The following is a 22,155-nucleotide window of genomic DNA, read 5'->3' as shown; positions in this document are numbered from 1 at the left end:
ACCAGAAACACGCACTCGTCGCGGGGATACTCGACGCGGAGTCGGTCCTGACCATGTTCCAGCCGATCGTTGACCTGCAGGAGCACCAGCGGTGTGGGGTGGAGGCGCTCACCCGTTTCCCTGCCGGAACCGGGACCCCGGACACGGTGTTCCAGTCCGCGCACGCTGCGGGCCTGGGCACAGCGTTGGAGGCGCTGGCCGGGCACCGTGCAATCAGTTTCCTGCCGCTGATCCCTGAAGGACAGTACCTAGCGGTGAACTTGAGCCCCACGACAGCCTTTGACCTCTCAGAACGGGTCCTGGACGCCGCGGACGTGGACCTGACCCGGCTGGTCCTTGAACTGACCGAAGAGACTGCGGTTGATTACGATCCCGCAATCCGGACCCGCCTGGCACCCTGGCGGGAGCGGGGATTGCGTCTGGCCATCGACGACGCCGGCGCGGGCTATTCCTCGCTGCTGCCCATCGTGGAACTTCAACCGGACATCATCAAGATCGACAAGTCACTGATCAGCGGCATCGCCACCGACCAGTACCGCCGCAGCGCCATCCGGGCGCTCGTCAGCCTCGCCCGGGACCTCGACGCGGCGACGGTGGCCGAAGGTATCGAAACCGTCGCCGATCTGAACACCGTCCGCGACCTGGGCATCTCCTGCGGCCAGGGCTATCTGTTGGGCCGTCCCAGCCCTGACCCCGCCGCACTGAACTCCGGGACACGGTCACAGGCACCGCCGGCTCTCACGGCTTCCCAGATCTTCCGGTAACCACGGGTACCGACCGCACGGGAATAAGCGCGCACTGTTCCCCCGGGCCGCGTGACCCCTGGTTTATGCTGTTGAAAGCCCTCAAAAAACTGTCGGGTTCACGAAAGCCTGCACTTCGGGCCAACGCCCCGGTCTTTGCGTCCAGGCCAGTAACAACGCATTCACTGCAACGGAGGTACCGGCCGGGAATGAAACCGTCACCGTGCAGGTCATGAGCCCTGCACAGGAACAGAACGAGGAAAGATGTTGCCCAGACCCATGCCCGCCCCCGAGGCGCACACGATTGTCCGGTACGCCCACGGAATCGTTACCGTGATCGCCGAGGACCCGGACGCCGTCCAGCATGGTTTGGACCGTGCCGTGGAACAGATCCGTGCCGCTGCCGGCCGCGGGGACCAGCGCGGAATCCTGATCACCCGCCGGAGCCGGTCCCTGTTCACCGTGGAGGCCACCCCCGACGTCCCGTACGGGCTGACGATGGAGAAGGACCGCTGGTACCGCCCGGCCCCGCCTTCTGCCGCGGCCAGCAGCAACGGCAAAGACCTGTGAGCCGCGGCCCGGACCAGGGCGCCGGGGACGCTTGGTGGACCGACCCAGTGACGCTGCGGGACGTTGTCCTGGACCGTGAGGCGATGGAGGCCCGCCTGTCCGCCTGCCCGGCGCTGGAGCGGGTGTGGATCCTGGCTCTGCTGGACCGGACCCAGGAAGCTATCAGGGAAGGCCAGGCACTCCTTGACGCTTCACCGGACCGTCTGCGCCCCCTGCTGGTGCTCGCCCAGGCCCACCAGCGGCAATACTCCTGGCCCGCCGCCGCCCGGCTGCAGGAAGAAGCCCTGCGGCTGGCCCGCACACGCGCCCGTGAAGCCCTGGTCCGCCACCAGATCGGCCGCCGGCTGTTTGATGAAGCCCGCTACCGGGAAGCAGCAGCAGAATTAGAATGGGCCCGTGACCTCTACCGCAGCACCGGGCAGCGCGAACACCTCGTCAGTGCCTGCCAGCAGGCACTCAACAGAGCCCATGAACTCAGTGGCACAACACCTTGAGCGGCGTGCCCTGTGAGGAGGCTTTGAAGGATAAGGAAGCTGGCAAAGGCCCAAATATCGTTCACCAGACACGGTGCGGCTCTTGGCCGGCTGTGGCAGGTCCTGGCCGCTGCAGGAGGCCAGGAAGCCTGGCTTCCGACCCGACGGCCGCCTCGGGAGATGACGTCGGCGCGTTTGTTCGCGTCGTCTCGGCGTCGTCTGACGCACTGGTGTTCTACAGCCGTTCCGTGGTCGTCACCGGAACGATCGAGGGCACCGGGAAACTCAACGCCGCCTCAGCCCAGCTGCGCCGCCCCGCACCCGGGCCACTGATGGCGCCGCTGGGAGAACTGGTGCCCAGCTCGCCCTACGGCCGCGGGACCAACCCGGTAACAGGAGACAAAGGCCAGTTTCACAGGGGCCTGGACTTCTCCGCGTCCTGCGGAACACGCGTCCACTCAGCCGATGCCGGCGTCGTGCGGGAAGTGGGATGGCACCAGTGGGGCGGAGGCAACCGGGTGGAAGTCGACCACGGCAACGGCCTCATCACCAGCTACAACCACCTCGAAGGCATAGCCGTCAGGAAGGGCCCGCCGGTGCAGGCCGGCGAAATCATCGCCAACATGGGGACCGCCGCCGGCGCGTCAACAGGATGCCACCTGCACCTGGAAACGATCCTGAACGGCAGCCTCACCGATCCTGCGAAATAGACCCTGCAGCCGCTGCGCCAGTATGAGCCCGCCGACGACCTCACGATGACGGACTATCACGCGCCAGACAGCCCGGCCGGGGTGCCCGCCTGGGCTGTCCAGGTGACGCAGACCCATGACCATGACGGGGATAAGGGAGGGGGCAGTGCCCCCGCCCCTGCTCCGGCCCCTTCCCCTTCGCCCGCGCCGGCTGTGGCGCCGGTCCAGACAATGGTCCCGGTCTCTCCGCCCACTGCGGCCCCGGCTCCTTCACCGATCGGGACCGCAACACCGGAGCCCGTCAGGGAACCTGGCCCGGAACCGACGGCCGTGCGCGTTGTAAAACTGCTCGAAAATAACGAGCAGGCCGTCTTCACCGGCGAGGTGCCGGGCTGACCGCGCCGGCCGCCGTCGTCGTCAGTTTGATGACTTCACTCCCGCGGTAGCACAGGTGCTTTGCCGTGGAGCAGCAACAGGTCCCACTATCGGCCGCAGTGGCGGTAGGTGGGCAGGGCGTGCACTGTCCCGGCCCCCGACTCAGTAATCCATCCATGCCCGTGCTTTTTGGCTAGGGTGGCTCTGCATCGGCGATTTCGGCCAGTTCGAGGCGCGTCGACTGGAGGTTGTTCCGCAGCAGCGCGCCACGCTGAATAACGTCAACACCTCGCGGGAGCTGAGCTGGTAGCGGATCTGGCCATCAGTCCGCAAGGAGGTGATTAGCCGCTGCCTGCGCAGGACGCTGAGATGCTGGGACAGGTTCGAAGCTTCCAGATCGGTGGCCCGCCGGAGCTCGCTGACAGGAACAGGGCCATCCGCCAGCAGCTCCAAGACCCGGATCCGCACGGGATGCCCGAGGGACCTGAAAAGGTCTGACTTCGCTTCCGGCAACCCAGGCACTCTGATACCTCTCGACTGTGGCTGAAACCCACCCTTAAAGCGGGTCCAATCTGGGGAGGACAGACTTGTCTGTCCTGATGAAATAGCATACGCCAAGTGATGCGCCCAGCCGTAGCTTTTGTATGCCGGCCATGAGGGATCGCCCCCAGCCCCTTGCGGGAAGCGGGGACGTGGGGAACACTCTTTAGTTTTTGATGAATTTCTAAATTGCGAATTCCGCGAACCATCGGGAACAGACGCAATGGCGCGTCTACGGCTCCCCGCGGCAACGATGCCGAGGGGAGGCCCCCCAACCGGAAGGACACCCATGGCCGGAATTTTCGAACTGTTTCTAGACGCGGAGTCCCACTTCCGGTTCCGGATAAAAGCACCCGATGGAACCGTGATGGCGGTTTCCAAGGCCTTTGCGGACAAGACTTCAGTCGTTGCCGGCATCGCCGCCGTACGGGAGTACGCAGGGATGGGCCTCGTCGCAGACCTCACGCCGTCGGCCAGCCGGACGCCGCCGGCGATACATAGTTCAAGTGCTCCGGCGCACGAAGTCCGTAGCATTTCCGCGGCCGAAATCCACGCGCATTCCAGGCCGGCCCGTGGAGCGCCGAACGGTTCACGGTGGGCTGACACGGCCTGAACCATCCTGTTTGTCTCATGTCCGGTAGCAGGCCCGCCGCCGTCGTCCTTCCGAGAGTGGGTTGCGTGGTTGGTACAGGTTGGTGGCAATTACGGTCCGGTTCAGGGGCCACTACGGCCCGGTTCCGGTCCGGCCGGCGGCCTTGGCCCGGTGCGGGCTTGTCAGCTGCAAGGATGAGCTGTTTGGGTGGGAATGGCAGGACGGCGGTGGTGCAGGAAATTCCTGCGATGAGGGTCAGCAACCCCACGCCGGAATTGCCCGTGTGGGTGGTTTCCAACGCCTGCACAGCGGCCAAGGCGCCTTCAACAGAGGTTTGGGCCGTTTCCGGGCTCTGATCGGGCAGGACGAAGAGGAACTCCTCGCCGCTGAAACGGTCGACGCTGTTGCTTTGACGGGCCTGACGGGCGAGGTCAGCGCTCGTGTCCCCAGACCCGAAGATGAGCGCAAGCATTCCGCTGATGCGCCCGCATGGTGCGCGACGGAAACGCCGAGTATTTTCGTCCTCTGCGCGTGATGATCATGGCCGTAGATGAGGCAACGGCCCCGTTGGAACTAAACCGGTGCAGCCCTGATGGGAAGCCGGCTTTGAATAACAACGGGATTCATCGAATGTCGTTGTATTCTGCTGTCAGGCCGATGATGCTGCGCTTCAATGCCGGCGCTGCGCAGGTGAGGCCTGGTGCCGGGCTCAGCCGGTACCCGCAGCACATAAAGGAATAGCCGATGTCCAAGGACGAGTCCTCTAGTCCAGCAGCCAGCGGCGCAGGGGAGATGCCGGGTCCAGGGGGACCTGCTCTACCGCCCCCGGTGGCGGAGACGGCTACTCTGCGCGGTCAGGTGCTGGAGTTGATCAATGATGTTCTGGCTGACCCCGAGCCGGAAGGGGAATGGGCGAGATCGCAGTTGAGGGGCCATCTTGCGTCCCACCCGGATGAACCGGAACGGGCCCTGCTGGAACACTTGACGGGAACTAGGAGCCTCACCGGTCCAAAGGATCGGCTCCCTGGCCCCGTCGGGCCGGTCGTCCCGCAGCGGTCTTCGGTTCCTGTGCGTCAGCCGGTAGCCCTGGCCCGGGGCGTACGGAAAAGAATCCAGTCAGTACTCGGCAACAGGCTGCTGCTGACAGCCCTGCAGCCGGTACACGAATTACCCGGCGGGCACATCACAGGGTTTGAAGCGCTGACACGCTTCGTCAGCAGCGACGGAAAGGACGCGGATGCCTGGTTCCGGGAAGCCGACGCCGTCGGCCTTGGCCCCGAGCTGGAGTTAGCGGCGCTCCAATGCGCCATTTCCGCGGCGCAGGGGATCCCCGCCCATCTGTTCGTCGCGTTCAACCTCAGCCCCGCATCAGCCGCGGACATCCGGGTGCAGGGGCTTCTGGAGAACTGCGGACTGGCAATGGACAAGATCATTATCGAACTCAACGGCCGGGCAAGTAACGAACTGTGGAACGCGCTCATCCAGGCGCTGGTCCCCTTCCGGCAGCGGGGCTTGCGTGTGGCTGTGGACGGTTCCGGCGAGGGCTTCACACCTGCTGAGCAGATTCTCAGCCTCCGGCCTGACATCATCAAGCTGGACCGCACCCTCATCGAGGGCATCCTTGAGGAGCCGGATGAGCCTGCCGTGATCGGCCTCGCCAAGGAGGTCGGTGCGGTGCTCGCGGCCGAAGGAATTGAAACTGAGCCGGAGCTTGCGGCGGTCATTGAACTCGGCATGACCGCGGCGCAGGGCTTCCTCCTCGGCAGGCCCTCTGTGGATCCGCTGGAGTGGTCCGCATGGGTCATACAGGCCGAGGCGGCCCCCGCAGAGTCATAGACGGGCCTACCCCGGCGCGCCTTATACTTCACCCACAGGTGTAAGGCACGGCGGTACCGTTTCGGCTGGAAGTCGGGGGAAACAATGGCTGGGGAGCATCATGATGATCTGCTGATGCAGTCTTTACTGCTGGACGAAATCGGTCAGTCGGTGATCGGGATGGACAGCAACTGGCGAATCACCTACTGGAACCGTGCCTCGGAGCGTCTGTACGGTTTCGACGCTTCCGAGGTGCTGGGGCTGACACCCGTTGATCTGGGAATCGTCAGCAGTCTTCCCGCGACGGGTCCGGGGCCGGGCCTGACCGGTCAGGAGATCGCCGACCGGATAGCCCAGCAGCAGGACTGGTCCGGGGAGCTGTGGATGCGGCACCGGACCGGTCGGGAGTTTCCGGTCCACGGAACGGTCAGCCCGATCAGGGGCAGGCACACGGCGCCCGTGGACATCGTCGCTATTTCCAAGGACATCACGGACCGGAAGCACACAGAAGCCATCCTGCGCCGGTTCTCCGCCATGGTGGAGTCCTCCGGGGACGCGATCATCGGTGCTGATCTGAACGGGAAGATCACCAGCTGGAATGCCGGTGCCGCCAGAATGTTCGGCTGGAGTGCCGCGGAAGCCGTCGGGCAGACCCATCATCTGCTCACCACCCGTGACGCGGCGGACTTCGGTGACCAGGTCGCTGCGCGCATTCGCAGCGGAACCTTCGTCACCGGAGTGGAGGCCCGCTGGAAACGCCAGGACGGGTCCCTGATTGACGTTGAACTGACGGTCTCCCCGGTTTACGGCCAGGACGGTGAGCGGCTTGGGGCGTCCGCCATCGCCAGGGACATCACCGAGATCAAGCGGTTGAAGTCAGAAGCCGCGGCGGAGCGGCGCCGGCTCCTGGCGGCTCAGGAAATGGCGCATGTTGGAAGCGTCGAGCACACCGTCACCACCGGGGAGATCTGGCACTCGGAGGAATTTGCCCGGATCCTTGGCATGGGTCCGGGCGAGTCCCCATCGCGGGAGTGGATGCTGGAACGGACGCATCTTGAGGACCGTGACCGTGTCAGCCAGGTCTGGCGGAGCCTGGAGGCCGGCCTGGGGTTCGCGGACTTCGAATACCGGTTCATCAGGCCCGACGGCGGCCAGCGGTGGCTCCATTCACGGATCAGGGCTGTGAACGGCCCGGACGGCAAGCCTCTGCGGTTCCTGGACACGGTACTGGACATCACGGACCGCAAGAACGCTGAACAGATCCTTGAATGGCAGGCCCGCCACGATGCCCTCACCGGGCTGCCGAACAGGTACATGATCACTGAGGTACTGCAGAGCTTCCTTGACCGGGGCGCCCGGCCGGTGGTGATGTTCGTTGACATCGACCGGTTCAAACTGATCAACGACGGCATTGGCCATGGAGGCGGGGACAAGATTTTGATGCTCCTGGGGGACCGCCTGCTGAAGGCGGTCCGGGCCGGGGACACGGTTGCCCGGTTTGGCGGCGATGAATTCGTTGTGGTTTGCAAGAACATGCGGATGCGCGCCGCCAAGCTGCTGGCGGAACGGATCAGGGACTGCGTCCGGGCCCCTTTCGAAGTCGCTGGCCGGCAGGTTTTTCTTAATGTCAGTGTCGGTATTTCCCTGGCCGACCCGGAGGACACTGCCGAGACCATGCTGGGCGGGGCCGACACGGCAATGTACCGGGCCAAATCAACCGGCGGTGACGCGTCGGTCATCTACGACGCGCGGATGACCCGGCAGGCCAGTGGGCGTCTGGATCTGGAGTCCGATTTGCGTCAGGCCCTGGACCGGGGAGAACTGTGCCTGAACTATCAGCCGGTGATGGACCTCGATACTGAAGCCCCTGTCGGTTTTGAGTCGCTGCTGCGGTGGAACCACCGGGAACATGGCCTGATCATGCCGGACACGTTCATCCCCATCGCGGAGGAGACCGGGCTGATCCTCCCCATCGGCGCATGGGTCCTGGGGGAGACCCTGCGCCAGGTGCAGCAGTGGCGCGACGAGGTGCCCGGCGCCGGAGACCTTACCGCAGCGGTGAACATTTCCGGGCGCCAGATCGTGGCAAAGGATTTCCCCGACATCGTGGAGTCCGCAATTCTTTCCTGCGGCATCGATCCTGCGGCGGTGCATCTGGAAATAACCGAAACAGTGCTCATGGGCGAACCGGACCTGCCCAAGGAGAGCCTGCAGCGTCTGCGCCACCTGGGTGTGGGGATCTCGATCGACGATTTCGGCACCGGCTACTCATCCCTGGGCTACCTGAAGTGGCTCTCGGCGCGAACGCTGAAAATTGACCGCACCTTCATCCGCGAACTTGGAATCGACCCCCACGGGGGGACAGTGATCGAACTCGTCGTGGGCATGGCCAAAAGCCTTCGACTGGACGTCGTCGCAGAAGGTGTCGAAACCAGGGGACAGCTCGCCGAACTCCGCCGCCTGGGCGTCAATCTGGCCCAAGGCTTTTTATGGAGCGAGCCCTTGGCACCGGAACACGTCCCGGCTTGGCTCAACAAGCAGACCACACTTCCGCACCCGCGAGAATTCACACCCCGGCAGGCGTGAGCCCAGCATCGGACGGCGTCAGGGGCCGCTCAGGGCAAGGCAGACGACCAGGCCAGTAAGGGCTGCCAGGACAGCCAAGACGAGGTAGCCGATCCATTTCGGCCGCCGGCGGTGGGGGTTGATGTCGATGTAGGGCATGCGTCGGTCACTTCTCCCGTCCGGAGAGTGCCGGATCCCGGCGTCGGGTGTGTCTGAGCACTAGCAAATGTACGCACAGAAACAGTGCAAAGGAAACCCCGCAAAAACAGCCAGACCCGTGATGAAGCGGAATAAATCCAAAACCGGGGTCCCTTTCAGTAGGACGACCCGCCGATCCTAACCGAAAACGCCTCGTGGACACAGTCAAGTCCCAGCTGACCTCCAGGAACGCTCAAGGTTGGCCCCACCGGAAGGGCTACCGGAACTGCCGCGCGAGACAGACTGGTCTGTATCGGGTGCCGGGTTCCTTGCCATGCCATAGCATGTTGCTGAAGGGTCCCCCTTTCCGTCTGGGCGTTTGCCGCGGCTGGTCAGGGGATCGGTCGGGGGAGGCTGTGTGAGGAACCAAGCAGTTGACAGGGAACGGGCGGTGGAACTGCGCGGAGGCATCGTTCATCTGCGCTGGACCCGTGGTGCAGTGGTGACAGAGGCGGACGTCCGCGACGTGATGGCGGACGTCAGCGTCCTGTGTTCCGGACGCCGCCGTCCCCTGCTGGTCGACATGCACTGGATGGAGGGACTGGGTTCCAAGGCGCGGGATGCCTTCGCCGGAAGGTGGCCACTGACCCGCGTTGCCGTCGTCGGTACTTCGCCTGTGGACCATGTCATCCTCGTCTTTTACCTGGCCCGGCACCGGCCTGCCTGCCCGACCAGATTTTTCACCTCGGCCACCGACGCCATGGCATGGCTTAAGACACCGGCCGGGGCAGAGAAGCGGCCACCAGCGTCCGGCGCAGGAAAATCCCGTGCCTAAGTTGGGCAGCCCCTCCCTGTCTCCGTAAATGCGCAGATTTACCGCCGTGTTTGGCCAGTGTTCCGTCCTGGTCCGAGGCTTTTCACAGATTATTCCAAGGAACGGACAAATCCCGTGGGCCCACTGTTAGCGTCTAAGAGTCAGCGGGTGGTGCCGCTGTCGCCGCCCGCCGTCGTAGACGAAGGAGAACAAACTGTGTCCCGCGAGATCAGTGGAAGCCCCCGCACCCTGTTAGGTCTGGGTTCACCCCGCCCGACGCCGGCGACCGGGCTCGGCCCACGAGCTCGCCGGAAAATGCGGAACGAAACGCTCCGACGCACAGACATCATGTCCTTCATCGGAGGCCACCTTCTCCTCTGCGTCCTGTGTGTCCAGATCGCATTCGCCCTGGCGATCGCCGCAGGGATGCATCCAGGCGGTCCCGAGTACCCCGACTCCCCTGCAGCCGCCATCGTCCTTGGATCCGCCGCCGCGGGACTCATCCTGATCGCAGCCTGCACCGCTGTACGTGGTTGCCGTACCCAAGGCCGGCAACGCGACCACGGCAGGTTCCTCTCAGGGCTGCTGGAAACAGTCGCCGGCGCCGGCGACGAGTGGCTCTGGGCCGTGGACGACAACGGGATTTTCACCTTTTCGAGCCGGGCATCATCCTCCCTGCTCGGCTATGACCCCGCAGACCTGGTAGGCAAACACATCACCATGCTGGTCGACGACGACGACCTCGCCAGCGCACGACAAAACATCGCCGAGGCGCTCGATGGCCACACGACAGAGTGGGCCGGCATCATCCTCGCCCTCCGACACCGCGACGGAACGCCGGTCTGGATGGAAGCATCGGGTAAATCGCGTCGGCTCCCGGACGGAACCCGGCTGGGTTCGGAAGGCATTAGCCGGATGCTGCCAGGCCAGACCATCCGGACCATTCTCAAAGAACGCCTCAGGGACCGCATAGACACCACGGTCAGGAACGGGATGATCCTCACAGCCTTCCAGCCCGTCTGCGAGCTCGAAACCGGAAGTATCACGGGCGTCGAAGCCCTGGCACGCTTTCCGGACCACGATGACCGGAGCCCGGACCAATGGTTCAACGAGGCAACCAGTGTGGGCCTGGGCGACGAACTCGAATTTGCTGCCCTGGAAGCGGCGCTGGACGACGCCGTCCGCCTGCCCCGTCACCTCACCGTGGCCCTTAATCTGTCCCCCGAAACCTGCCTTGACCCCCGGCTGCCTGGCTACCTGAAAGAATCAGGATTAGCCCTTGACCGAATGGTTCTGGAACTGACGGAGCGCCTGCCGGTGGACGACTACGCGCCCCTGCTGGCCGCTCTCAGCCCCCTGCGGGAGGGCGGCCTAAGGATAGCGGTCGATGACGCCGGGTCCGGATTCTCCTCCATGCGCCACATCCTCCAGCTCAGGCCTGACATCATCAAGCTGGACCGGAGCCTCATCGCCGGCATAGACAACAACCGCGGAAAGCAGGCCCTCGGCGCCGCGATGGTCGAGTTTGCCAACCAGATCGGTGCCACAATCATCGCCGAAGGAATAGAAACAGACGCTGAACTCACCGCCGTCCGGAACCTCGGCATGACCTCCGGTCAAGGCTTTTTTCTTGGCCGCCCCAGAATAAACGTCGACTGGGACGTCACGAGGATTTGAACCGCGAGGCTAACAACTTACGCATCGCGGCAACATCAACGCTGCCGGTTGTCTCCTCGGCAAGCACTTTGGCCAGTCGCTTCGGCCAGAGTACGTGAGTGCCCCTCGTCGTGAATGCACCCCCGATGAGGGGCAGTCGGCTTCGACGAAGCACAGCGCCCCGGTGACGGGCACATCCCCGACGAGGTCGCGCACAACGTCGACCTGTTTGAGCACCCCGTCGACCAGTTTTGTGCAATCACGCCGGCCAACGAGGAGCTTCTCAACGCGTGGGCGAAGGATGCCACCCTCGATCGTCAGTTCAGGCCGTCCCTTGTACCGCTTGGCATCGATCACCCAGATTCCACCGGGCCTGATGGCGATAGGGTCGATGCTCTTCAGCGAGTACGACGGCGAGGCCACCTAATCGACCCCACTTATCGTGGAGTCTCTCCTCGGCCTTGGCCTTGGCCTTGGCACGGGGAAGCGCGGCACCGCACACCTGACATGCCCCGGCGTACCGGAGCCTCATCTGCTTAAGCGTTGGCATGGCCCAATTCTTACCCCGCACCGGGGGAATTCTGCGGACCACCGCACGGGGCCAAGGCCGCTTACCAAGGGTTCATCCAGCCTGCGCCCAGCGGGGTTATAGAAACGTTATGTAAGCTGGATGGGTGAATTCTTGGTCAAGTAGCGGAACTTTAACAACTCTGGAACGCCCTGTTGCGCCCGAAAACGGGCTCATTTCGGGGCGGAAACACGCCCTCGACGGGCTGCGGACCGTGGCGGTAGCGATGGTCTTCCTCTTTCATACGGTGACGGAACTGACCCCCGGCGGGTCCATCGGCGTCGACGTTTTCTTCACGCTCAGCGGCTTCGTGATCACCCTGCTCATCATGAAGGAGTACCAGGCCACCGGCCGGCTGCGCCTGGGCGTTTTCTACGCCAAGCGGCTCGCCCGTCTCTGGCCCGCGCTGCTGGCGGTCTGCACAGTCGTGGTGACCGTGGGCCTGGTCTTTCCCCGGTCAGGGTGGGGCGGCCAGGAAGCCAATGCCATCCCGGCGGCCGCCTACGTGATGAACCTGACGAACTTCGGCGCCTTCGGTTCCTCCACCGGCGGCAACGCGCTGAGCCCCACCTGGACCCTGGCCGTCGAGGAGCAGTTCTACCTGGTCTGGCCGGTCCTCCTGCTGGTCATGCTGCGGTTCTGGAAAGTCCGCACCGTCGCCTGGCTGACTGCCGTCCTGGCTGCCGGGTTCCTGGTTTCTCGGTCCCTCCTGGTATCCGGCGGGGCGCCGCTGGCCCGGCTGTACAACGGGCCGGACACGCGGGCCGACCAACTGCTGCTGGGGTGCACCCTGGCCCTGGTGTTTGCGTCGGTCAGCCACGGTTCCCGGGTCCACTCAGCCCTGCAGGCCGGAGCCCGCTGGGCCGGTCCGCTCGCGGGGCTCGCCCTGGTGGCCGCGGTGTTTGCACTGAAAGAGCCGGGTACCCCCAGTGCGTGGTTTAGTGTCTTCTGGTCTGCGGGCCCCACGGCGTTGGCGCTGCTGTCCGCGGTGGTCATCGGCTCGCTTGTACTCCGGCCGGCCGGCCCTGCCTCAAGAATCCTGAGCCACCCCTGGCTTGCCAACCCCGGCCGCGACCTGTCCTACGCCGCGTACCTGTGGCACCTGCCTGTCTACCTCCTGCTGATCCCGCTGGTCCCGTCCCTGTGGCTCCGCGTGCCGCTGGCGGCAGCCCTGACGGTGCTGATGGCGTGGCTGTCATTCCGGTTGGTGGAACGGCCCCTCCGGACCTGGGCCACCAGGAAGCTGGAGCCCGGCGACGGCGTGCCGCAGCGGGACGCGAGGCAGGGTTAATCGGAGGGGCTGGGGCGATGGCTGTCCGGAGACGTGCCGGCTACGGCGCGTCGACCATGCGGACGCCGTCGGTCAGTTCCAGCCACAGCTCCGCCTCGGTGGCAAGGCTGCCGGGGCATGCCAGGGCGAGCTCCATGAGCCCGTTGCTGCTGGCGGTGGCACGGACCGCCATCCGGTAGGTGACGTCCACGTCCTTGTCGTTCTTGAAGCGGAGCCGGGCTTCCTGGAGTTCGATGTCCTGGCCGCCGTCGCGCAGGCTGACGTAGGTTGATGCGGTGTCGTTGACCACTTCCACGGGCTTGCCGGCGGACTTCTTGACGGCCTCGATCTCCGAGGCCATGACCAGTGCCGTGGTGGCCTCATCGCCGTTTTCCCCGGTGGGCTGCAGGACTGCCTGGTAGGTGGTGAAGGTGCACTGCAGGCCGGCGTTCCGGTAACGCAGCATGCCGTCCTTGACCTCTTCCTTGGCCCAGCCCTTGGGCTCCTGGATGGTCCAGGCGGGCGGGGTGCTGAAATCGGACTCGTCGAACAGGTAGACGGCGCCTGCGGCGTCCGCCCCGGCACTGGGCGAGGCATCGGCCGACTCCCGGGCAGCGGCAGATTCGCTGACTGTGGGTGCTGGGGCCGGAACGGCATCCGGCCCCTTGCTTCCGCCGGAGAGGCCGTTGAACGCCAGCACGCCAGCGACCGCGATGACCGCCACCACGCCCACTCCGCCTGCCACCCAGCCCCAGACCGGCATGCCGGACTTGGGTGCCGGCTGGGTGAACTGGGGGGCCTGGCCAAACGGCTGGCCATACTGCTGCGGGTCACCGTAAGGCTGCTGGCCGTAGGGCTGGCCCGGCTGCTGTTGTCCGTACTGCTGGGACTGCGGAGGCGGCCAGCTCTGGCCCTGCCCGTGGTCCTGTCCGTGGCCCGGGGCCGGCGGAACGGGCGGATAGGCCGGGCCGTCCTCCGGCTGCTGCGGCTGGTTGCTGGGCTGCTGCGGCCATCCCGGCTGCTGGTTGTTATTCACTTGTTCCCCAATATTCGACGCGAAAGTACAAGCACCATCATGCCGTGTGTGCTGCGGGGGCCGCGATGGGGAGCGGTGCCCATGAAGTCAGCCCACGTGGACCCAGGGGCGTTTGGTGACGTCCGGCACCGCCTCGCGGAGCACCTCCCGGGTGACGGTGGCGATTTCACCTTCACCCAGGAATAGGAACTTCACGAGGTTGATGACAGGGTTCCCTTCGGTCCAGCGGAAGTAGATGTGGGGCATCAGCCCGGTGACGTCCCGGATGTGGAGCAGGACCGAGGCGATGGTGTTCGGGACCACCGGCCCGTGGACTTCGAGGATCCGGTAGCCGTGGCGGATCACTCCCTGGACGTGGAGTTCTGTTTCGAAGTCGGAGGAGTCGTCCACCACCACCTCCAGGAACACCGCCTCCTGCCCGAGCGGCAGGTGGCTGACCTCGATAGCTGACGCAAGTTTGTCGCGGTACGCCTCCGCCGACATCCGGAGCGGCTCGTGGGCAATGATCGCGATGGGGCCTTCGAGCGTGCCGGACATGAATTCCAGGGCCTGCCGGTCCAGATGGACGCGGGTGGCGTGCAGTTCGAAGGAGCGCCCCACGCGCGAAAGCAGCGAAATCACCACGATGCCCAGGATGAAGATCCCCGCGATCCTGATGCCCTCAGGGCGCTCGAAGATGTTGGCCACCGTGGTGTACACAAAGACCACGGCGATGGCGCCGAAGCCCACGGTGCGTTTGCGCTGGGCCCGGCGGCGGGCCGAGAGGGTGACCGCGACGGCCGCGGAGGTCATCAGCACCAGGACGCCGGTGGCGTACGCGCCGCCCTGGGCGTCGACGTCGGCGTTGAAAAGGAAGGTGATCAGGAACCCGACGGCGGTGAAGACGAGAACCAGCGGGCGCACGGCTTTGGCCCATCCCGGGGCCATGCCGTAGCGGGGAAGGTACCGGGGCACCAGGTTCAGCAGCCCGGCCATGGCGGAGGCGCCCGCGAACCACAGGATGGCGATGGTGCTGAGGTCGTAGACGCTGCCGAAGCCCACGCCGAGGTACTCATGGGCGAGGTAGGCCAGTGCGCGGCCGTTCGCCTGGCCGCCGGGCTGGAACTCCTGCTCCGGGATCAGGACCACCGTGATGAAGCTGGTGGTGATCAGGAATCCGCTCATGATCACCGCGGCGGTGGTGAGCATCCGCCGGGTTCCCCGGATCCGGCCCGCCGGGTTGTCGTCAGTGTCGTCCACGTCCCCCCGGACCTGGGGCATAACGGCCACCCCGGTTTCGAAGCCGGACAGTCCCAGCGCCAGCTTCGGGAAAACAAGCAGCGCGATGGCCACCGCCATCAGCGGGTCCCCATGCGAGGTCAGCAGGGCCGTCCACCAGCCGCCGACGGCAACCGGGTGGCCGAAGACCTGGACCAGCGTCGCAGCCACCACCACGGCGTTCAGGCCGAGGTACAGGACCACCAGGACGACGGCGACGCCGACGGCTTCCTTGAATCCGCGCAGGAACACGGCGCCCAGCAGGGCCAGCAGGAACAGGGTGACCGGGACCTGCTCGCCCTGCAGCCAGCCCGGGGCCACGGGGTTCTGGATGAGGTGTGCCGTGGCGTCGGCCGCGGAGAGGGTCATGGTGATCATGAAGTCCGTTGCGGCGAATCCGAGCAGGACCAGAACGAAGAGTTTGCCGCTCCAGCGGGGCAGCAGGCGCTCAAGCATCGCGATTGAACCCTCGCCGCGGTGGCTTTCGCCGGCAACGCGCCGGTAGACCGGCAGGGCGCCCAGCAGGGTCACCGCCACCAGCACCAGCGTTGCCAGGGGCGAGATGACCCCCGCGGCCAGGGCCGCGATGGCCGGCTGGTAGCCCAGGGTGGAGAAGTAGTCCACGCCGGTGAGGCACATGACCTGCCACCACGGATGCTGGTGGTGGCTGTCACCGCCGACGGCGCCGGGGCCCTGATGGGTGCCTTTGGCGTCCTGCAGCCCGAACAGCAGCCAGTTCTTCAGTGCCTGCGCGCCGCGTGGCCGGGGCGCGGAGTGATCAGCAGGGGGCCTGCTCAACGTGGTCATGGTGTCTTCCCCGCGCTGCGCCGTGCACCGCGTCCACTGCCGAAGCTAACACCGGCGCTGCACGGCGGATCTGGGAAGGGGTGTTTATTTGCGAATCCTTAACGCGCCCTCCACAGCCGTTGTCCGCGGGGGGAGGTTCGTGCCGATTTCTTACGTCCCAGGCAGCTGGATCACGCCGAGCTGCTGCATGAGTCCCAGGTCGTCGCGGTTTGACCAATGCTCGGCGATCTTTCCGTCTGCGACTCGATGGATGGCCACGGCCGTCTCCCGCAGCTCTGCTCCTGTGGCTGGGAGTGGTCCGGGAAGATCCCTCTCATGCCGACCGGTAGCGGTGAGCCTGGTTACAACCTTGTCCCCTTGGGCGATCTGGTCGTCGATCACATGCCGTCCCGGTGTTGCCTCCAGGAATATGAGGAATGCTTCTTTCAGGCCTTCCCGTCCTTCCGAAAGCCCCGGAAACGGCAGTTGTGATCAAGGTAGTCGGCGGCGACCAGATCGTCCATCGCAACGATGTTGCCCGCGTCGATTTCGGGGTAGGAACGGCGCACAAGCGCTTTGTTATCATCAGATTCCACTGTCGTGCCCTCCTGATGGGTACGGGGAATCCCGTGGGTAACCACACTCCGCTTCCGGCGGTTCGGATGTCCCTGGGAGGTCAGTCTAGACGTTTTGCTTCGGTGACGGCAGATGCGGGGTCCACCCACCAGACCATAGTGATTCGGATCTCGACAGCTGCCTGGCCCGCCCTGACAGCGCCAATCCACACCCATCCTCCATCGTGCTCATAGGCCGTAGGATGAAGTCGCATCAACCCGGAGACAGGGTCTCGTCCGGCGCCGAGTACGAGGAGGAGTCATGGTCAAATCTGCAGAGAGTGTCGTCATCGCCCGGCCGGCAGCCGAGGTCTTCCAATATGTCGCGGACCTCCGCAACGAACCGAAGTGGCATGTTGACATAGCCACGGTGCCTCCCGAGACGGATCCGGTTCCGCTCGTCGGCAAGACGTACGCCCTGAAATTCAAGCCCTTCATGGGCAAGACGGACGGCACGTTCACGGCACTCAAGGTCGAGCCCGGCGCGCGCGTGGAATATCGAGCGGACTTCGCCGGACTGCAGCCACGGATCACCTACACGATCGAGCAGGCAAGCGAGGGCACGCGGTTCACCCGGGATGTCGAGATGCGACTCAGCGGGCTCAAGATGCTCATGACCCCGATGATGGCGTTCATGGTCCCGCGCCGAAACAAGGTCTTTGTCCAGAATCTCAAGCGCGCTCTGGAATCCTGAAGGCCGCTCAGCTGAAGTCAGGCGGCAGCTTCCGCGTGTTCCGCACACCGGACGGTGGCAATCAGCGGTCCGCCGCCGTCGTCCTTCTGGTAACGGGTCACGTGGTTGGTGGCCTTGCCGCATGACGGGCAGAAGGTCTTGTGTTGTTTAGTCCCCATACCCAGAGTGTAAGGGTACGGAAGTTACGTGCAGGTAAATCCTGTGGACAGTGACGGGCCGGTAGATTTGGCGGGTGAAGAGAAACGGTGGGGGCATCGGCGTGACCAGGCAGGGGTGGATCACCTACGGCGCGCTTCTGGTGCTGGCCGTGGTTGCCTTCGGGGTGGCCGCACTTGCCCTGATGAATACCCGCGGAACCAGCGACGCCGCCAGCACCACGACGGCAACCTCGGCCGCGGCTACTGCCTCGGCGACGGCCTCCGCCGCGCCCTCTGCCATTGCCACTCCGGCACCCACCACGACCGCCACTGCGGTCACGGCCCAGCCACTGAAAATCCAGCTGCCCGCCAAGCCCGTCCTGCTGATCATGGGCGATTCGTACACGGCGAGTGACGGCGCGGACCGGCAAGACCAGGGCTGGGCGTACCTGGTGGCCGGCTCGCTCGGCTTCCCTACCAACATCGACGCCGTGGGCGGAACCGGCTTCGCGTGGGGCGGCGGCGCGCAGGATGACCGCGGCCTCGAATACGGTGGCCGGCTGCGGAAAATCGCCGCCACCGAGCCCGCCTTCGTCCCCAACCTCCTGATTCTCCAAGGCGGACAGAACGATGCCTTGTCCAACAACCCCGCTGAAATCGAGTCCGCCACCACGGAGACCATCGAATCGGCCCGCAGGCTCTGGCCGGGCGTCCAGGTGGTTGTCCTGGGGCCTTCCGCGCCGCAGCCGCTGGCTGAACGGCTCCGCGACGCGAACAGCGCCGTCCGTGCGGGAGCCGCAGCCGCCAACGCCCCGTTCATCGACGCGTACGGTGCCGGCTGGTTCACGGCCGCCAACAGCCCGGGGTTCGACGCCGACGGCGCCCACGTGAACACCGCAGGTCACCGCTATCTTGCCGACAGGTTCCTGGCGGCATGGAACACCCTGGTCCGATGAGCCGCCCTCCGCGAAGGGCCCGTGGGTAGAATCAAAGGCCAAGACGAACGCAAGTGCTTTCCGGAGGTACGGAGTAACAATGTCAGAATGGCTCGACGTCGGCGCGGACAACTACGTGCTGGTCACCGAAGGTTCACTGTTGAATACCGGCCTGATTGTGGGCTCGGAGCGGGCCATGGTGATCGATACCGGCTGCGGGCCGCGGCAGGGGAAAGAGATCCTGGCGGCGGTGCGGGAGAAGACGGACCTGCCGCTCGTTGTGGTCAACACCCACGCCCACTACGACCACTTCTTCGGCAACGCCGTGTTCGCGTCCGACGGCGTCACGGAGTTCTGGGGGCATGAGAACTGTGCGCGCGAGATTGAGGCGCACGGGGACCTGCAGCGCCGGTTTGTGGGAACGCTGGAGCCGGAGATGTCCACCGGCGAGGGCGAGAACGTGGAACTGGTGGTGCCCAACGCCATCGTCAAGGACCAGCCCGTGCTGGTGGACCTGGGCGGCGTGACCGCCACACTCTTCTACCTCGGCCGAGGCCACACCGACGGCGACCTGCTGGTGGGCAGCCCCACCACCCTTTTCGTGGGCGACCTCGTGGAGCAGGGCGCCCACCCGTCCTTCGAGGACTCCTACCCGGAGGAATGGGCCGATTCGCTCCGGCACATCTCGGCCCTGCGCCACCGCTACGAGTTCCTGGTGCCCGGCCACGGCGAGACCTGCAGCGACCAGTTCGTCAAGACCATGGCGAACACCATGACGACGGCCGTCCGCCAGGCCCAGCAGTCCATCCGCGAAACCCCCACCGACGCCACCAAGGCCATCCCGGTGCTGCCGTACGGCCCGGAGCAGTCGCGCTGGTTCATCAAGCGGCTGCAGGAGACCCGGCCGCTGCACTAGCCGCTGCAGCAGGGGAGAGGGACCGGATGGCACCGGCAGCAGCGATTCAGGCGGAGCGGGTGTCCAAAGCGCTGGGCGGCCTCCCCGTACTGGACGATGTGTCCTTGGACGTGGGGCCGTCCGAAATCCACGCACTGGTAGGGCTGAACGGCGCCGGAAAGACGACGTTGATGCGGATCCTGCTGGGAATGCTGAAGCCGGACCAGGGCTCGCCCCGGCTGGCGGGGCTCCCGGTTTCCGGCGCAGGGACTCAGGAATGGTCACGGGTGGGGCAGATGCTTGAGACCCCGTTCGCCTATCCGGAGCTGACCGCCCGCGAGAACGTGTACTGCTCCGCCCGCCTGCACGGCATGAGCAAGGACGGCGCAGGATCCGCCGCAGCACGGGCGTTGTCAGATCTGGGCCTGGAGCAGTATGCCGATCAACGCGCCGGGACCCTGTCGTTGGGAAACCGGCAGCGTGTAGGTCTGGCGGCCGCCCTGGTCCATGGCCCGGACGTGCTCGTCCTGGACGAACCGACCAACGGACTGGATCCCCGCGGCGTCATCGTTCTTCGCCGGCTGCTCCAGGAGGCATGCCGGGACAGGGGCGCCGCCGTCCTGGTCTCCAGCCATCACCTTGACGAGGTCTCGCGGATGGCCAGCAGGATCAGCGTGCTCCACCGGGGACGGATCATCGGCACGCTGCAGTCGGGGGCTGTGGACCTTGAACGCCGTTTCTTTGACCTGGTGCTGCAGTCCGACCTGAACGAACACGGGCCGGAGCAATGATGGGCATGTCCGGGCAGGCCATTGAATTCGAAGCCCTGAAATTCCGGCGCGCGCCGGTGGTGCGGACGGTCTCTGCACTGCTCGGCGTTGCCCTGCCGGTACTTGCAGCGGTCTTCATGGTTGCTGCGACCACCGACGGGTCCAGCCAGATCGGGCTCAAAGCCGCGGCCATGCTGACGGGTACTGGCTGGAACGGATATCTGGCGATGGTGGGGATGCTTGAATCCGTCGGGGGGCTGCTGGGGGTTGGCTTCGTGGTGTGCTGGTGCTTCGGGCGCGAGTTCACCGAAAAGACCCAGGCCTGCCTGTTCGCCCTGCCTGTCAGCCGGCGGCGGCTTGCCTACGCGAAGTTTTCGGTGATCGTCCTCTGGGCCCTGCTGCTGTGCCTGGTCAGCTTAGCGGTCGCCTTTCTTGCCGGCGCCCTTATCGGTCTGGGCATACCCGGGCCTGAGGATCTGTGGGGCGCCTGCAAGGCGTTGGCCGCCGGCGTCCTGGCGGCCCTGCTGGCTTGTCCCCTCGCGGTGGTGGCAAGCATGGCCCGCGGCTACCTACCCGGCGTCGGCGCACTGGTGCTCCTGGTGGTCATCACCCAGGTGGTGACTGCCTTCGGCGCCGGGGCGTGGTTCCCCTATGCCGCCCCGGGGCTGTGGATGGGCATGGGCGGCGCGGCGGCAGCCGAAACGGTCAACCCGCTGCAGCTCTTCCTTTGCGTTCCGGTCTCCGCGCTGGGCATCACCATTACCGGCCAATGGTGGAAGGGCATGCAAATCAGCTCCGGCTGAAAAAGGGCAACAACGACAAAAGCAGCTCCGGCCGTCTGGCCGGAGCTGCTTCTGGTGACGCGAGGTATCAGTTATTCACGATACGGACAGGGCCCGTAGCGGTGTCACAGATGGTTGCATCGTTGCCTGAGGCGTCCACTGCCTCGCCAAGAACGGCGATGGATCCGATGTCAGCGACATCGCAAAGGATGGCGGCGACGCCAGCTGCAACGTTGACATCAACAGCGTCCTTGACGATGACATCGCCAACGGTGACATTGACCAGGCCGTCATTGAGAGTGTTGTTGCCCACGGCCTGTGATGGTGCTGCGACGGCGCCAAGCAGGAAAAGAGTTCCGGCGGCTGCTGCGGTGGCTTTTTTGGTAAATGACATAGTTTTGCTCCCTCTTTTTGGGCCCGGTAAAGGGTCCTCGATTGGTTGCTTCTTCTGCGGCCGTGGAAACACGGCGGTGAAATCGGGCTAGCTCGCGGTTGCGGCAGTTGGTGGGCAATGACCCCGGATTCTTCCAACCACTATCGAATTACGTTGTCCGCGCAGCTACGTTCACCCAGAAGACTTTAATGCTAAGCATGCTTACTGTCAACTGTGGCTGCTGGCTGCTGGCTGGTTGCCAGCGAGAGGGCCTCGGTGCCCGCGCCGGGGAGGGTGATTTCTGCAGTGGTCCCCTCACCCGTGCTGCTGAACAGCGTGATGATTCCCCGGTGGTTTTCGATGAGGTAATGGTCCCCTGCCTCGCGTGACAGACCGATGGCCAGGCAGTCCAGCCCGGGGATGATCAGTACCGCCGGCCTGGGCAGCCGCTCCCACGGAACAGGATGTCCCCCAGCCCTGCCTGAATTCTGGCCTGGATTAGGAAGCCTACTGCCATTCCCGGGCTGGGCAGGGAACCCGGGCACCGCGACGCCTCAGGCGGCCATGTGGCCTATCTGGCCTATCTCGCCTCCATCCTCTTCAGGCCCATCCGCAGAGACCTCACCACCGGCGCACCATGTGTAGCCACGATCAGCAGCGCGGCAACCCGTCCCGCGAAGCTGGTCGGAGTCCGCTTCCAGGTCAGGTCGATGCGTGAGCCGCCTGACCCGTTCGGTCTGATCCGGGCTTTCACATAGCTGCCCGGTGCGCAGAAGTTGCTCTCGCGCACGGTCCAGGTCACCGATTCGGGATCTGACCAGTCGTAGTGTTCCTTGGCCCAGACAAGGCCGCCCGGCGCTTTGCTTCCCTCCCTGATGTCCGCGTAGGTGTCTCCCATTTCATAAACCTCGTAAAGGGGCTGATGGATGCCGGGCCAGATTTCGGGGCGGTGCGGGCCGAAATTCAGCAGGGCGTCCCGCACTCTTTCCGGCGGGACAGGGGTATCGATGACCGTTTCCACTTTGGGCATTTTCCGCTCCTTGCTTGATGCGTTTCAGTTGATGAGCC

At 65.2% G+C, this 22,155-nt stretch carries 23 protein-coding genes and 1 pseudogene; 15 read left to right on the top strand and 9 right to left on the bottom strand.

Translation table 11 applies throughout. From position 1 onward, the window contains the following. Positions 1–26 precede the first annotated feature (26 nt). From ACS5PJ_RS17560 to ACS5PJ_RS17545, 4 genes are all read left to right on the top strand, one after another. A complete protein-coding gene (locus ACS5PJ_RS17560; RefSeq protein WP_439436252.1) occupies positions 27–764 on the top strand; it encodes an EAL domain-containing protein in 738 nt (245 codons plus the stop codon). A gap of 243 nt (positions 765–1,007) precedes the next feature. Beyond that, entirely contained in the window at positions 1,008–1,313 is a 306-nt protein-coding gene (locus tag ACS5PJ_RS17555) for a hypothetical protein (RefSeq protein ID WP_439436145.1), read from the top strand. Between the two features lie 47 nt (positions 1,314–1,360). Then, complete coding sequence (locus ACS5PJ_RS17550) at positions 1,361–1,807, top strand: hypothetical protein (RefSeq protein ID WP_439436144.1); 447 nt, start codon at positions 1,361–1,363, stop codon at positions 1,805–1,807. Between the two features lie 227 nt (positions 1,808–2,034). Next, the gene (locus tag ACS5PJ_RS17545) at positions 2,035–2,496 is read left to right on the top strand and encodes a M23 family metallopeptidase (RefSeq protein WP_439436143.1); all 462 of its coding nucleotides are present in this window, start codon (positions 2,035–2,037) and stop codon (positions 2,494–2,496) included. Between the two features lie 516 nt (positions 2,497–3,012). On the opposite strand, the gene ACS5PJ_RS17540 is transcribed toward ACS5PJ_RS17545, so the two are convergent. After that, on the bottom strand, positions 3,013–3,681 hold the full coding sequence (locus tag ACS5PJ_RS17540; protein ID WP_439436142.1) for an ArsR/SmtB family transcription factor: 669 nt from the start codon (positions 3,679–3,681) through the stop codon (positions 3,013–3,015). Here ACS5PJ_RS17540 and ACS5PJ_RS17535 point away from each other — a divergent pair. Next, on the top strand, positions 3,680–4,003 hold the full coding sequence (locus ACS5PJ_RS17535; protein ID WP_439436141.1) for a YegP family protein: 324 nt from the start codon (positions 3,680–3,682) through the stop codon (positions 4,001–4,003). The two genes, ACS5PJ_RS17540 and ACS5PJ_RS17535, sit on opposite strands and share 2 nt — an antisense overlap. A 169-nt stretch (positions 4,004–4,172) precedes the next feature. On the opposite strand, the pseudogene ACS5PJ_RS17530 reads toward ACS5PJ_RS17535, so the two are convergent. Next, positions 4,173–4,454: pseudogene (locus ACS5PJ_RS17530) on the bottom strand (diguanylate cyclase domain-containing protein); the annotation flags it as partial. 596 nt (positions 4,455–5,050) lie between these two features. On the opposite strand from ACS5PJ_RS17530, the gene ACS5PJ_RS17525 reads away from it, so the two are divergent. From ACS5PJ_RS17525 to ACS5PJ_RS17505, 5 genes are all read left to right on the top strand, one after another. Further along, a complete protein-coding gene (locus tag ACS5PJ_RS17525; protein WP_439436140.1) occupies positions 5,051–5,818 on the top strand; it encodes an EAL domain-containing protein in 768 nt (255 codons plus the stop codon). A 114-nt stretch (positions 5,819–5,932) separates the two neighbouring features. After that, positions 5,933–8,383, top strand: coding sequence for a sensor domain-containing protein (locus tag ACS5PJ_RS17520; protein ID WP_439436139.1), 2,451 nt, complete (start codon positions 5,933–5,935; stop codon positions 8,381–8,383). A 535-nt stretch (positions 8,384–8,918) separates the two neighbouring features. After that, positions 8,919–9,335, top strand: a complete 417-nt coding sequence (locus ACS5PJ_RS17515; RefSeq protein ID WP_439436138.1) for a DUF7793 family protein — start codon at positions 8,919–8,921, stop codon at positions 9,333–9,335. A gap of 327 nt (positions 9,336–9,662) precedes the next feature. After that, a complete protein-coding gene (locus ACS5PJ_RS17510) occupies positions 9,663–10,991 on the top strand; it encodes a sensor domain-containing phosphodiesterase (RefSeq protein WP_439436137.1) in 1,329 nt (442 codons plus the stop codon). Between the two features lie 653 nt (positions 10,992–11,644). Next, positions 11,645–12,829: an acyltransferase family protein gene (locus ACS5PJ_RS17505; protein WP_439436136.1), complete on the top strand. Its 1,185-nt coding sequence runs from the start codon at positions 11,645–11,647 to the stop codon at positions 12,827–12,829. Positions 12,830–12,869: 40 nt separating this feature from the next. Here ACS5PJ_RS17505 and ACS5PJ_RS17500 read toward each other — a convergent pair whose 3' ends face one another. The 4 genes from ACS5PJ_RS17500 to ACS5PJ_RS17485 all read right to left on the bottom strand — a co-directional run bounded on the left by ACS5PJ_RS17500 (position 12,870) and on the right by ACS5PJ_RS17485 (position 16,483). After that, positions 12,870–13,844: a hypothetical protein gene (locus tag ACS5PJ_RS17500; RefSeq protein ID WP_439436135.1), complete on the bottom strand. Its 975-nt coding sequence runs from the start codon at positions 13,842–13,844 to the stop codon at positions 12,870–12,872. Positions 13,845–13,931: 87 nt separating this feature from the next. After that, positions 13,932–15,908: an APC family permease gene (locus tag ACS5PJ_RS17495; RefSeq protein ID WP_439436134.1), complete on the bottom strand. Its 1,977-nt coding sequence runs from the start codon at positions 15,906–15,908 to the stop codon at positions 13,932–13,934. Between the two features lie 150 nt (positions 15,909–16,058). Further along, positions 16,059–16,313, bottom strand: a complete 255-nt coding sequence (locus ACS5PJ_RS17490) for an ester cyclase (protein WP_439436251.1) — start codon at positions 16,311–16,313, stop codon at positions 16,059–16,061. A 20-nt stretch (positions 16,314–16,333) separates the two neighbouring features. After that, positions 16,334–16,483 carry a hypothetical protein gene (locus ACS5PJ_RS17485; RefSeq protein ID WP_439436133.1) on the bottom strand — a complete coding sequence of 50 codons (150 nt, stop codon included), beginning with the start codon at positions 16,481–16,483 and terminating at the stop codon, positions 16,334–16,336. A 280-nt stretch (positions 16,484–16,763) separates the two neighbouring features. Between ACS5PJ_RS17485 and ACS5PJ_RS17480 the strand changes: the two genes are divergently transcribed. After that, complete coding sequence (locus tag ACS5PJ_RS17480; protein WP_439436132.1) at positions 16,764–17,195, top strand: SRPBCC family protein; 432 nt, start codon at positions 16,764–16,766, stop codon at positions 17,193–17,195. A 17-nt stretch (positions 17,196–17,212) separates the two neighbouring features. Here ACS5PJ_RS17480 and ACS5PJ_RS17475 read toward each other — a convergent pair whose 3' ends face one another. Beyond that, positions 17,213–17,353 (bottom strand): hypothetical protein, encoded by a 141-nt coding sequence (locus tag ACS5PJ_RS17475; RefSeq protein ID WP_439436131.1) that lies wholly within the window; start codon positions 17,351–17,353, stop codon positions 17,213–17,215. Positions 17,354–17,427: 74 nt separating this feature from the next. Between ACS5PJ_RS17475 and ACS5PJ_RS17470 the strand changes: the two genes are divergently transcribed. From ACS5PJ_RS17470 to ACS5PJ_RS17455, 4 genes are all read left to right on the top strand, one after another. Then, on the top strand, positions 17,428–18,288 hold the full coding sequence (locus tag ACS5PJ_RS17470; RefSeq protein ID WP_439436130.1) for an SGNH/GDSL hydrolase family protein: 861 nt from the start codon (positions 17,428–17,430) through the stop codon (positions 18,286–18,288). Between the two features lie 79 nt (positions 18,289–18,367). Further along, a complete protein-coding gene (locus tag ACS5PJ_RS17465; protein ID WP_439436129.1) occupies positions 18,368–19,183 on the top strand; it encodes an MBL fold metallo-hydrolase in 816 nt (271 codons plus the stop codon). A gap of 26 nt (positions 19,184–19,209) precedes the next feature. Continuing rightward, on the top strand, positions 19,210–19,953 hold the full coding sequence (locus ACS5PJ_RS17460) for an ABC transporter ATP-binding protein (protein WP_439436128.1): 744 nt from the start codon (positions 19,210–19,212) through the stop codon (positions 19,951–19,953). Between the two features lie 5 nt (positions 19,954–19,958). Next, positions 19,959–20,735 carry an ABC transporter permease gene (locus ACS5PJ_RS17455; protein WP_439436127.1) on the top strand — a complete coding sequence of 259 codons (777 nt, stop codon included), beginning with the start codon at positions 19,959–19,961 and terminating at the stop codon, positions 20,733–20,735. 67 nt (positions 20,736–20,802) lie between these two features. On the opposite strand, the gene ACS5PJ_RS17450 is transcribed toward ACS5PJ_RS17455, so the two are convergent. Then, on the bottom strand, positions 20,803–21,108 hold the full coding sequence (locus tag ACS5PJ_RS17450; protein ID WP_439436126.1) for a hypothetical protein: 306 nt from the start codon (positions 21,106–21,108) through the stop codon (positions 20,803–20,805). 559 nt (positions 21,109–21,667) lie between these two features. After that, positions 21,668–22,117, bottom strand: coding sequence for an SRPBCC family protein (locus tag ACS5PJ_RS17445; protein WP_439436125.1), 450 nt, complete (start codon positions 22,115–22,117; stop codon positions 21,668–21,670). Between the last annotated feature and the right edge of the window lie 38 nt (positions 22,118–22,155).

The sequence above is a fragment of the Pseudarthrobacter cremeus genome, from assembly GCF_051857465.1.
Classification (GTDB): domain Bacteria; phylum Actinomycetota; class Actinomycetes; order Actinomycetales; family Micrococcaceae; genus Arthrobacter.
The sequence above is the reverse complement of the archived record's forward strand: the minus strand, read 5'-3'. Positions and strand labels throughout refer to the sequence as shown.

Coding starts and splice junctions, on each gene's coding strand:
- ACS5PJ_RS17555 (WP_439436145.1), top strand. CDS start 1,008: ATGTTGCCCAGACCCATGCCCGCCCCCGAGGCGCACACGATTGTCCGG.
- ACS5PJ_RS17535 (WP_439436141.1), top strand. CDS start 3,680: ATGGCCGGAATTTTCGAACTGTTTCTAGACGCGGAGTCCCACTTCCGG.
- ACS5PJ_RS17540 (WP_439436142.1), bottom strand. CDS start 3,681: ATGGGTGTCCTTCCGGTTGGGGGGCCTCCCCTCGGCATCGTTGCCGCG.
- ACS5PJ_RS17520 (WP_439436139.1), top strand. CDS start 5,933: ATGCAGTCTTTACTGCTGGACGAAATCGGTCAGTCGGTGATCGGGATG.
- ACS5PJ_RS17510 (WP_439436137.1), top strand. CDS start 9,663: ATGTCCTTCATCGGAGGCCACCTTCTCCTCTGCGTCCTGTGTGTCCAG.
- ACS5PJ_RS17495 (WP_439436134.1), bottom strand. CDS start 15,908: ATGACCACGTTGAGCAGGCCCCCTGCTGATCACTCCGCGCCCCGGCCA.
- ACS5PJ_RS17480 (WP_439436132.1), top strand. CDS start 16,764: ATGGTCAAATCTGCAGAGAGTGTCGTCATCGCCCGGCCGGCAGCCGAG.
- ACS5PJ_RS17475 (WP_439436131.1), bottom strand. CDS start 17,353: ATGGGGACTAAACAACACAAGACCTTCTGCCCGTCATGCGGCAAGGCC.
- ACS5PJ_RS17465 (WP_439436129.1), top strand. CDS start 18,368: ATGTCAGAATGGCTCGACGTCGGCGCGGACAACTACGTGCTGGTCACC.
- ACS5PJ_RS17460 (WP_439436128.1), top strand. CDS start 19,210: ATGGCACCGGCAGCAGCGATTCAGGCGGAGCGGGTGTCCAAAGCGCTG.
- ACS5PJ_RS17455 (WP_439436127.1), top strand. CDS start 19,959: ATGTCCGGGCAGGCCATTGAATTCGAAGCCCTGAAATTCCGGCGCGCG.
- ACS5PJ_RS17450 (WP_439436126.1), bottom strand. CDS start 21,108: ATGTCATTTACCAAAAAAGCCACCGCAGCAGCCGCCGGAACTCTTTTC.
- ACS5PJ_RS17445 (WP_439436125.1), bottom strand. CDS start 22,117: ATGCCCAAAGTGGAAACGGTCATCGATACCCCTGTCCCGCCGGAAAGA.